This is a genomic window from Pseudomonas sp. 2957 (genome assembly GCF_031456345.1).
Taxonomy (GTDB): Bacteria; Pseudomonadota; Gammaproteobacteria; order Pseudomonadales; family Pseudomonadaceae; genus Aquipseudomonas; species Aquipseudomonas siliginis.
This window is the reverse complement of sequence record NZ_JAVDUL010000013.1, coordinates 1-1,439: the sequence shown is the minus strand read 5'-3', so window position 1 is coordinate 1,439 and position 1,439 is coordinate 1. Positions and strand designations below refer to the sequence as shown.

1 rRNA gene is annotated in these 1,439 nt (G+C 53.0%); it reads right to left on the bottom strand.

Annotated elements, in window-relative coordinates:
* Positions 1-78: 78 nt before the first annotated feature.
* Positions 79-1,439: ribosomal RNA gene (locus tag J2Y39_RS26385) — 23S ribosomal RNA — on the bottom strand; the annotation flags it as partial.

The window sequence follows — 1,439 nt, the reverse complement described above, 5'->3', positions numbered from 1 at the left end:
TTCGAACTTTCGGTTCGTTTCGTCTTCACACACCGCAATCTGGTGCCTTTTCAGGTCAGCAAATTGCTTGGGTGTTATATGGTCAAGCCTCACGGGCAATTAGTATTGGTTAGCTCAACGCCTCACAGCGCTTACACACCCAACCTATCAACGTCGTAGTCTTCGACGGCCCTTCAGGGAACTCAAGGTTCCAGTGAGATCTCATCTTGAGGCAAGTTTCCCGCTTAGATGCTTTCAGCGGTTATCTTTCCCGAACATAGCTACCCGGCAATGCCACTGGCGTGACAACCGGAACACCAGAGGTTCGTCCACTCCGGTCCTCTCGTACTAGGAGCAGCCCCTCTCAAATCTCAAACGTCCACGGCAGATAGGGACCGAACTGTCTCACGACGTTCTAAACCCAGCTCGCGTACCACTTTAAATGGCGAACAGCCATACCCTTGGGACCGGCTTCAGCCCCAGGATGTGATGAGCCGACATCGAGGTGCCAAACACCGCCGTCGATATGAACTCTTGGGCGGTATCAGCCTGTTATCCCCGGAGTACCTTTTATCCGTTGAGCGATGGCCCTTCCATACAGAACCACCGGATCACTAAGACCTACTTTCGTACCTGCTCGACGTGTCTGTCTCGCAGTCAAGCGCGCTTTTGCCTTTATACTCTACGACCGATTTCCGACCGGTCTGAGCGCACCTTCGTACTCCTCCGTTACTCTTTAGGAGGAGACCGCCCCAGTCAAACTACCCACCATACACTGTCCTCGATCCGGATAACGGACCTGAGTTAGAACCTCAAAGTTGCCAGGGTGGTATTTCAAGGATGGCTCCACGCGAACTGGCGTCCACGCTTCAAAGCCTCCCACCTATCCTACACAAGCAAATTCAAAGTCCAGTGCAAAGCTATAGTAAAGGTTCACGGGGTCTTTCCGTCTAGCCGCGGATACACTGCATCTTCACAGCGATTTCAATTTCACTGAGTCTCGGGTGGAGACAGCGCCGCCATCGTTACGCCATTCGTGCAGGTCGGAACTTACCCGACAAGGAATTTCGCTACCTTAGGACCGTTATAGTTACGGCCGCCGTTTACCGGGGCTTCGATCAAGAGCTTCGCGTTAGCTAACCCCATCAATTAACCTTCCGGCACCGGGCAGGCGTCACACCCTATACGTCCACTTTCGTGTTTGCAGAGTGCTGTGTTTTTAATAAACAGTCGCAGCGGCCTGGTATCTTCGACCGGCATGAGCTTACGGAGCAAGTCCTTCACCCTCACCGGCGCACCTTCTCCCGAAGTTACGGTGCCATTTTGCCTAGTTCCTTCACCCGAGTTCTCTCAAGCGCCTTGGTATTCTCTACCCAACCACCTGTGTCGGTTTGGGGTACGGTTCCTGGTTACCTGAAGCTTAGAAGCTTTTCTTGGAAGCATGGCATCAACCACTTCGT